Annotated in this window: 10 protein-coding genes; 6 read left to right on the plus strand and 4 right to left on the minus strand. The window is 65.8% G+C overall.

Annotated features, from left to right (window positions below):
• A partial coding sequence (locus tag VFH65_RS28215; RefSeq protein ID WP_414688525.1) for an ABC transporter permease occupies positions 1 to 508 on the minus strand: 508 nt, incomplete at its 3' end.
• A complete protein-coding gene (locus VFH65_RS28220) occupies positions 505 to 1482 on the minus strand; it encodes an ABC transporter permease (RefSeq protein WP_353326262.1) in 978 nt (325 codons plus the stop codon). The genes VFH65_RS28215 and VFH65_RS28220, both read right to left, overlap by 4 nt.
• A 223-nt stretch (positions 1483 to 1705) precedes the next feature.
• On the opposite strand from VFH65_RS28220, the gene VFH65_RS28225 reads away from it, so the two are divergent.
• Together VFH65_RS28225 and VFH65_RS28230 are read left to right on the plus strand one after the other, a co-directional pair.
• The gene (locus tag VFH65_RS28225) at positions 1706 to 1960 is read left to right on the plus strand and encodes a hypothetical protein (RefSeq protein ID WP_353326264.1); all 255 of its coding nucleotides are present in this window, start codon (positions 1706 to 1708) and stop codon (positions 1958 to 1960) included.
• Between the two features lie 109 nt (positions 1961 to 2069).
• Positions 2070 to 2312: a hypothetical protein gene (locus VFH65_RS28230; RefSeq protein WP_353326266.1), complete on the plus strand. Its 243-nt coding sequence runs from the start codon at positions 2070 to 2072 to the stop codon at positions 2310 to 2312.
• 358 nt (positions 2313 to 2670) lie between these two features.
• Here the strand turns inward: VFH65_RS28230 and VFH65_RS28235 are convergent, their stop codons facing one another.
• The gene (locus VFH65_RS28235) at positions 2671 to 2892 is read right to left on the minus strand and encodes a hypothetical protein (RefSeq protein ID WP_353326267.1); all 222 of its coding nucleotides are present in this window, start codon (positions 2890 to 2892) and stop codon (positions 2671 to 2673) included.
• A gap of 173 nt (positions 2893 to 3065) precedes the next feature.
• On the opposite strand from VFH65_RS28235, the gene VFH65_RS28240 reads away from it, so the two are divergent.
• On the plus strand, positions 3066 to 3305 hold the full coding sequence (locus VFH65_RS28240) for a hypothetical protein (RefSeq protein WP_353326269.1): 240 nt from the start codon (positions 3066 to 3068) through the stop codon (positions 3303 to 3305).
• A 127-nt stretch (positions 3306 to 3432) separates the two neighbouring features.
• Here VFH65_RS28240 and VFH65_RS28245 read toward each other — a convergent pair whose 3' ends face one another.
• Complete coding sequence (locus VFH65_RS28245; RefSeq protein WP_353326271.1) at positions 3433 to 3972, minus strand: hypothetical protein; 540 nt, start codon at positions 3970 to 3972, stop codon at positions 3433 to 3435.
• A gap of 186 nt (positions 3973 to 4158) precedes the next feature.
• Between VFH65_RS28245 and VFH65_RS28250 the strand changes: the two genes are divergently transcribed.
• The 3 genes from VFH65_RS28250 to VFH65_RS28260 all read left to right on the plus strand — a co-directional run.
• Complete coding sequence (locus tag VFH65_RS28250; RefSeq protein WP_353326276.1) at positions 4159 to 4866, plus strand: response regulator transcription factor; 708 nt, start codon at positions 4159 to 4161, stop codon at positions 4864 to 4866.
• Positions 4844 to 6487 carry a sensor histidine kinase gene (locus tag VFH65_RS28255; RefSeq protein WP_353326273.1) on the plus strand — a complete coding sequence of 548 codons (1644 nt, stop codon included), beginning with the start codon at positions 4844 to 4846 and terminating at the stop codon, positions 6485 to 6487. The genes VFH65_RS28250 and VFH65_RS28255 overlap by 23 nt, the downstream gene beginning before the upstream one ends.
• A gap of 95 nt (positions 6488 to 6582) precedes the next feature.
• Positions 6583 to 8209 (plus strand): glycosyltransferase family 39 protein (locus tag VFH65_RS28260; RefSeq protein WP_353326274.1); only part of this gene is annotated, 1627 nt, incomplete at its 3' end.

The raw sequence follows: 8209 nt of genomic DNA on the forward strand, positions 1-8209 counted from the left end.
GAATGATCAGCCAGAAGACGCGATCGGATTGACTCAGGCGTGGTGTGACGATCGCGATCAGAATGAAGCTCGGCACCACCAGCAGCAGGTCGACGATCCACATCAGGGCGCGGTCGCGCCCACCTCCGAAAAATCCGGCGATCGAACCGACGGTCGCGGCGATGATCGAGGAGATGAACGCCACGCAGACGCCGATCAGCATGGACTTCTGCATGCCGCGCAGGATCTGGGCCAGCAGGTCCTGGCCGAGCGCGTTGGTGCCGAACCAATGGTCGGTGGTCGGCGGCTGTTGCAGCGCGTAGTAGTCGAGGTCGGTGTAGGAGTACGGCAGCAGCGGCGGCAACGCGTAGCAGCCGATGAACAGCAGGACGATCAGCGCCAGTGACACCACCGCGGATTTGTTGCGCAGGAACCGGCGCGTCACCAGGGTGCGTCGCGACGCGAACCCTGCGACGTCGACGCCGGCCTTGGCGGACGTCGCCGTGTCGGTGGTCACGGGTTCGCTCATGTGACGCGCACTCTCGGATCCAGTGCCGCATAGATGACATCGGACAGCAGACCCGCGAGGAGGATCGTCGCGCCGGAGAACACGGTGACGGCGGCGATGATGTTGGTGTCCTGGGTCGAGATGCCCTGCACCACCCACTCGCCCATGCCGTGCCAACCGAAGATCTTCTCGGTGAACACCGCACCGGTCACTAGCCCGCTGACACCGTAGGCGAAGAGCGTGGCCATCGGAATCAGGGCCGTGCGCAGGCCGTGTTTGAACAGCGCCTGCCGTCGGGTCAAACCCTTGGCGCGGGCGGTGCGAATGAAGTCCTGGCCAAGCACGTCGAGCATCGCGTTGCGTTGATAGCGGCTGAAGCCGGCGATCGCGGTGAGCGCGAGCGTTAAGGTCGGAAGCACCAAATGCTGCAGCCGGTCGACGAATTGGTTCCACACTCCGCCGACAGCGTCCGGTGATGTTTCCCCGGTGTACTCGAAGAGCTGGACACCGAATATCGAATTAACCCGCAGCGCACCAAGAATCAGCAGGTTCGCGATGACGAACGTCGGTGTGCTCAACGCCAGCAGCGACAGCACCGTGATGACGCGGTCGGAGAGCCGGTACTGCCTGATCGCGCCCCAGGCGCCGACGACGACGCCGATGACGGTGCCCAGCACCGAACCGAGAACCAGGAGCCGCAGGCTCACCCCGACGCGGCGCCATAGCTCCTCGGACACCGGTTGGCCGGTGACCGTGGTGCCGAAGTCACCGCGCACTGCGCCGGATGCCCAATGCGCGTACCGGATCGGAATCGGCTTGTCGAGGTCGAGCTCGGCGGCCTTGGCGTCGATCGACGCCTGGGGCGGCCGCGGGTTGCGTTGCAGCAGGCTGTCGAGCGGTTTGAACGTCAGCGAGGTCAGCGAGAACGTCAGGAACGACGCCAGCGCCAGCAGCACGAGGTAATTGAGCAGCCGGCGCGCCAGGAAGCGCGTCATGCGGTTAGTCCCACCCACGGCTGCATGGGCACAGGTTATGAGATGGGTGCTTCCGCGGCCGGTTGTTGCAGCTCGGGCGCGCCTAGTGAATTCGCACCGGCGCTTAAGGCTGCTTTCAGATTCGGCGCGTTCAGTGGAGTTCACCTGCACTTTCACCGGTTGCCGCGCTGATGGGGCGAACGGCTAACGACCAGAATTGGAGTGATCACAGGTGTCACGCGACATGAATGAGAAGAACCGCAAAAACGTCAAGATGCTGTCGGCAGTCATCGGCGGCAGTGCCCTGGTCGCGATGGGTGCGCTCAGCGTGGCGATCGGCCAAGAACAGACCGGAGCCGACACGATCGCCAAATCGACCATGCAGGTCGGTGCGACAAGTACCCAGACCACCCCGCCTACGGTCGAGGCCACTTCCATGGCCGTGCCGGCGATGAAGGGTCCGGCCCCATTGCCGTCCGAGCAGAAGGCCGCCGAATAGACCTAACAGCTGCCGTGCAGGCAATTCGCACCGGCAGTCCAGGGTGTTCACAGCTTCGCTGTCTTCACTAACTCCCAACCTGCACATCCCCAAGGAACGGAGTTACGAGATGAATGCGAACAAGACGACCAACGTGAAGCTGCTCGCGGCCGTAATCGGTGGCAGCGCCGTACTGGCCATGGGCGCTGTGACCATGGCGATCACCCAGGAGGAGGCCACGCCGGCCCAGGTGACGAGTTCCGGCATGACCGTCGGCGCCACCACCAAGCAGGAGACGCCGCCGCCTGCACCGGCAACCTCCATGGCCGTGCCAACGGTCAAGGCACTGCCCTTCGGCGGATCCGGCTCCTAGGGCCTGGTTTTACCTCCGACCGCTCCGGCGAAGCTTCATGTTGCCGAGGGTGCCTGCACCGTTTTGACTGGGCGTTCACTGCGTCGAGTGTGTGCCCACCGCGCATACCATCGACAAATCCTGCAGCCCAGGCACACTCGATGCAGTCATCGCACACTCAACGCGAAGTTTGGCCGTGCCGACGGTCAAGGCACTGCCCTTCGGCGGATCGGGCTCCTAGGCCTGGTTTTACCTCCGACCGCTCCGGTTACCCGACTGGTTGAGGAGTCAAAGACCTCCTCGCCTGTTCGACGGGCCGCCCCGCTGGCTGGGGTGGCTCATCATCGACCGAATTGGAGTGGTCAGAGGTGACATCGAATCAGATCAAATTCGTCTCGGCGACGATTGGTGCCAGCGCCGTGATCGCCATGGGCGCCTTCGCCGTAGGTGCGAGCGACACGAGCGTTGCCGAACCGCCCATACCTGGGCCTGTGACGACATCAGAAGTAACGACCGGCGAGACCATCACCGAAACTGTGCTGCCTGAGGCGCCCGAAACGTCGGTCGTCGTCCCGCCGATCACCACGACACCGTCGGCCATCCCCCCGACGGCGGAGACTCACTGACCCGGCGTTATATCCGTTGGCGTTTCACATTCATCGGCATCGGTTACCCGAATGGCCGAGAGGTCATGGCTGACTTCTCGCGCACTGTTCGAAGGGCCGCTCGCTGGCGTGGGGCGGGCCACCAGAGACCGAAATGGAGTGGTCAGAGGTGTCATCGAAGCAGTTCAAATTAGTGTCGGCGGGTATCGGAGCCAGCGCCCTTGTCGCCATGGGTGTTGTGGGTTTTGCCGTCAGTGAAGCACCGAGTGGGACGGGTACGTTGATGTCGGTCTCGGAAATTACGCTCGGCGAAACCACCACAGAGACGAATGCGCCGCTGGAGCTGGAAACGTCGATTGCAAGCCCGACGGTCACAGCCGAGCCGCCTGAGGGCTTCGGGTTCGGCTGACCCCGACGCTGGATTAATTCTCGGCGTTCGACAGCGTTAGACCTCCTAGCCGCTCCGGGTGATCCGTTTCGGATCACCCGGACGGCCGAGGGTTGACTCCTCGCGTCCGGCGGGAAGCCGCACCGCATTAATTCTGGGGTGGCCCGCCGACTGGCGGGTTGCTGATGTTGGTCACCGTCGCGGTGTCGCCTGTGCGTGTCGCGCGGATCGACACTGGGTCGTCCACGGCGAAGGGCGGATTAGCGCCGGACGCCGGGATCGCATAGGCCTGCGTATAACCGTCGGCGCTGCGCACGGTGATCGATGTCGGTGAGACCGCCGTCACGGTTCCGGTCTGATTGAGCATCGTCGTGTAGCCGCCCGCGCCGTCGGGCACCACGAATTCACCATGAACGGCCGTTGCGCCAACGGTGCCGGGACCACCCGAGCCGTGCATGCCGATGCCCGCTGCCGGGGGTGGTCCGCCAGCCATCCCGCCGGGACCCTGATGAGGTCCGGCAAGGCGTGAGCCAGTGTCGGTCGCGGCATAGATGGCGGCCCCGCCAAGTGCGGCGATGACCGCTGCCACGCCGACGGACGCGGCCGTTTCCCGCAGGCCCCAACGCCGCGGCGTCGGCTCGGGTGTACCCCAGGCCGGGTTGTCGCGTGTCGTCTGGTCAGTAGTCATGCCACCACAGTGCTGTCGGCGCCTGTGGTTGCGCTGTGCGCCGATTCAGGGCCGGTTATGTATGCGAATCTTCACAGGAGGCGCATAGGAAAGGCACAGCATCCGCCAATGGCCAGCACAAATAATGTAGCCGTGGTCAGTCCCAACGGTTCCGCCGTCAACGAGAACGAAACCGGGCGCGTCGTCATGCGCCGGGCCGACGGCAAGCCGATCCACGTGCTGGTCGTCGACGACGAGCCAGTCCTTGCCGAGTTGGTTTCGATGGCGCTGCGCTACGAGGGCTGGGAGATCGCGACAGCCGGAGACGGTGCCACCGCGATCGCTGCCGCCAGGTCGACGCCGCCCGACGTGGTCGTGCTCGACGTGATGCTGCCCGACATGAGCGGGCTGGACGTCCTGCAGAAACTACGCGAACAGATACCGGGCCTGCCGCTACTGCTGCTGACCGCGAAGGATTCAGTCGAGGACCGCATCGCGGGCTTGACCGCCGGCGGCGACGACTACGTCACCAAACCGTTCAGCCTCGAAGAGGTGGTGCTGCGTCTGCGGGCTCTTTTGCGGCGCACGGGGGTGACGAGCGAGACCGGCGGCGGCGCCAAGATCGTCGTCGGTGATCTGGTGCTCGACGAAGACAGCCATGAAGTCACCCGAGGCGGCGACGTGATCACGTTGACGGCAACGGAGTTCGAGCTGTTGCGGTTCATGATGCGCAATTCCAAACGCGTGCTGAGCAAGGCGCAGATCCTCGATCGGGTGTGGAGCTATGACTTCGGCGGACGGTCCAACATCGTCGAGCTGTACGTCTCCTATCTGCGTAAGAAGATCGACAGCGGCCGCGACCCGATGATCCACACCCTGCGGGGTGCCGGGTATGTCCTCAAGCCCGCGCGCTGATCGCCCCCCGGTGGGCGGGAGCGCTGGGGGTACCACCCACCCGAAGGGTAGGGGGACGACCCGGGGGCAAAGCTTGACGCGCATCCGTTCGCCGCGGGCGTGGTCGCTGCGCACCCGTCTGCTCGTCACACAGGTGGCGTTGCTGGCCGTGGTGTGTGCTCTTATCGGTGTTGCGACAGAGTTTGCGCTGCAACGCTTTTTGACTCACCAGCTCGACCAGCAGGTCCTCGAAGCCGGTCGGCGCGCCGCGATCATTTTCGACTTGCCGCCCCTTCCGCCGCCGCCACCGCCTCGCGGATTCCCCCGCAATGAGCGGTTCGACCCGGAGGTGGGCCCTGGACCCGGATTCCTCGGCGCACCAGGGCAATCCACCCGCACCGTCGGAGCGGTCATCACTGAGGGAATTCCTGTAGACGCAGGCGTCATCACCGCCGACGGGACGCGAGCAGAGATCAGCGCCGCGGCCGCAGGACAACTTGCGCAGGTTCGGCCGAACCACAGAGTCTCCACCGTCGTCCTCGACGGGCTGGGCCGCTACCGGGTGGTCGCCATGCATTCGCGTGGCGGCAGCGGCGGCGAAACGATCGTGACCGGGCTGCCGCTTTCCGACGTCGACGAGACGCTGCTGTGGGTGCTGGTGATGTTCTGTGTTGTCGGTGCCGTCGCGCTGATCGCTGCGACGACCGTGGGAATGCTCATCATTCGACGCCAACTCGAGCCGCTGTCAAGGGTTTCCGCGGCCGCGAGGCAGGTGGCCGATCTCGAACTCGACCGCGGCGAGGTGCGGCTTCCCACGCCGATCGTCAAGGTGGATCCGGCCGGCGCGCACACGGAAGTCGGGCAGCTCGCGTCCGCGCTGAACCGGATGCTGGACCGCATCGCAGGCGCATTGTCTGCGCGGCATGCCAGCGAGACCCGAGTCCGGCAGTTCGTCGCGGACGCCAGCCACGAACTACGAACGCCGCTCGCCGCGATCCGGGGGTATGCCGAACTGGCACAACGGAAACGCGACGACGTGCCCGACGACGTCGCGCATGCGATGGGCCGCGTCGAATCCGAGACCGAGCGGATGACCCACCTGGTCGAAGACATGCTGCTACTGGCTCGGCTCGACACAGGGCGGCCGCTTGAACGCCAGCCAGTCGACCTGTCCCGACTGGTGGTCGACACCGTCAGTGATGCGCACATCGCCGGCCCGGACCATCAGTGGTCGTTGGATCTGCCCGATGAGCCTGTCGTGGTGAGCGGGGACGAAGCCCGCCTGCATCAGGTGCTGGCGAATCTGCTCGCCAACGCAAGGACGCACACTCCCGCCGGCACATCGGTCACCACATCGTTGTCTGTCGACGACGACGGTGGTGCGGTGCTCACCGTCGCCGATGACGGGCCGGGAATCCCGCCGTGGCTGCAGCCGGAGGTCTTCGAGCGGTTCGCGCGTGGTGATACGTCGCGCTCGCGGCGCGGGGGCAGCACCGGGCTGGGGCTCGCCATCGTCGCGGCCGTGGTCAAGGCGCACAACGGCACCATCGACGTGAGCAGCGCGCCGGGCAAGACGAATTTTGTCGTGAGGCTTCCTGCGGACTCACAGCCAAGGCACAGCGGCACCAAATCCGACGCCTAGCTCTGCCGTCCAGTATCGACGGGGTGCTTCTTGAGTCCGAGCTGGGTCCCCGCGCGAGCTGGGGAACAGAGAATCGCACAGAACCCGCGTCGGTAATGCGATTCTCTGTCTGCTCGCGAGTGCAACTGGGCGCGCTGCTCATCGGTACCGCGGTGCTGTACCTGTGGAACCTGTCGGCGAGCGGATGGGCGAACGCCTTCTATTCCGCCGCGGCACAGGCCGGCGCCAGCGACTGGACGGCGATGTTGTTCGGCTCCAGCGACGCCGCCAACGCCATCACCGTCGACAAAACACCCGCGGCGCTGTGGGTCATCGACGTCTCCGTCCGGTTGTTCGGCCTGAACCCGTGGAGCGTTCTGGTGCCACAGGCATTGGAGGGTGTGGCCGCGGTGTGGCTGTTGTACGCCGCGGTCCGCCGGGTGAGCGGACCCGGTGCGGCCCTGCTGGCCGGCGCGGTGTTGGCGTTGACGCCAGTGGCCGCGCTGATATTCCGGTTCAACAATCCCGACGCGCTGCTGGTGCTGCTGCTCGTCGCGGCCGCGTACTGCGTGCAGCGGGCATGCGAAAAAGACAGCGGCCGTTGGTGGTTGATCGCCGCGGGTGTCGCGGTCGGGTTCGGTTTCCTGGCCAAGATGCTGCAGGCCTTCCTCGTGCTGCCCGGGTTCGCCGCCGCCTACCTGATCGCGGCGCATCGACCGGTTCGCCGCAGAGTGATCGACCTGCTCGCAGCCTTTGCGGCGGTCGTCATGTCCGGCGGCTGGTATCTGCTGCTCGTCGAGCTGTGGCCGGCGTCGTCGCGGCCCTACATCGGCGGCTCGCAGCACGACAGCATCGTCGAATTAGCCTTGGGCTACAACGGATTCGGCCGACTCACCGGTGACGAACCAGGTGGCCTCGGCAACCTCAACCATGACGTCGGCTGGGGCCGGTTGTTCGGCGCCGTAATGGGCCTGGACATTGCGTGGTTGCTGCCCGCAGCCGTGATCTGTGTGACGGCGGGACTGACCCTCACCCGACATACGGCGCGGACCGACCCGCGACGCGCAGCATTGGTGATGTGGGGTAGCTGGCTGGCGGTCACCGCCGTGGTGTTCAGCTTCATGAACGGCATCGTGCACCCGTACTACACCGTGGCGCTCGCGCCGGCGATCGCCGCATGCATCGGGATCGGCGCAACATTGTTGTGGGACATCCGCACCGACATCCGCGCCGCCACGGCGTTGTCGGCGACCGTGCTCGTCACCAGTGTTCTCGCGGCGGTTCTGCTGTCCCGGCACGGCGAGTGGTTGCCGTGGCTGAGGGCAACCGTCGCCGTTGGGGGAGTGGGCGCTGCGGTGCTGCTGCTGGCCGTCGGCCGGTTGACGCGACAGGCCGCAGGCGTGGTGGCCGTCGTCGCCATCGCCTCGTGTCTGCTCGCACCGGGCGCGTACTCCATCGCGACAGCGACGACACCGCACAGCGGCGCGATCCCGTCGGTCGGCCCGGCCCGGCAATCGATGGGTGGAGGCTTCGCCGGCCCTGGCGGGTTGCTGGATTCGCCGAGCCCGGGTCCAGCGCTGGCTGCCATGCTGTCGGCCGACGCGGACGACTACACCTGGGCCGCGGCGGCCGTCGGCTCGAACAACGCTGCCGGATACCAATTGGCCAGTGGTGCACCAGTTATGGCGATCGGTGGATTCAACGGCACGGATCCCTCACCGACGCTCGAGGACTTCAAGCAGT

Source organism: Mycobacterium sp., assembly GCF_035697385.1.
Lineage (GTDB): Bacteria > Actinomycetota > Actinomycetes > Mycobacteriales > Mycobacteriaceae > Mycobacterium.

Bases quoted from the DNA above. Each gene is read 5' to 3' on its own strand.
- VFH65_RS28245 (WP_353326271.1), bottom strand. From the start codon at position 3,972: ATGACTACTGACCAGACGACACGCGACAACCCGGCCTGGGGTACACCC.
- VFH65_RS28220 (WP_353326262.1), bottom strand. From the start codon at position 1,482: ATGACGCGCTTCCTGGCGCGCCGGCTGCTCAATTACCTCGTGCTGCTG.
- VFH65_RS28255 (WP_353326273.1), top strand. From the start codon at position 4,844: ATGTCCTCAAGCCCGCGCGCTGATCGCCCCCCGGTGGGCGGGAGCGCT.
- VFH65_RS28250 (WP_353326276.1), top strand. From the start codon at position 4,159: ATGCGCCGGGCCGACGGCAAGCCGATCCACGTGCTGGTCGTCGACGAC.
- VFH65_RS28230 (WP_353326266.1), top strand. From the start codon at position 2,070: ATGAATGCGAACAAGACGACCAACGTGAAGCTGCTCGCGGCCGTAATC.
- VFH65_RS28235 (WP_353326267.1), bottom strand. From the start codon at position 2,892: ATGGCCGACGGTGTCGTGGTGATCGGCGGGACGACGACCGACGTTTCG.
- VFH65_RS28225 (WP_353326264.1), top strand. From the start codon at position 1,706: ATGAATGAGAAGAACCGCAAAAACGTCAAGATGCTGTCGGCAGTCATC.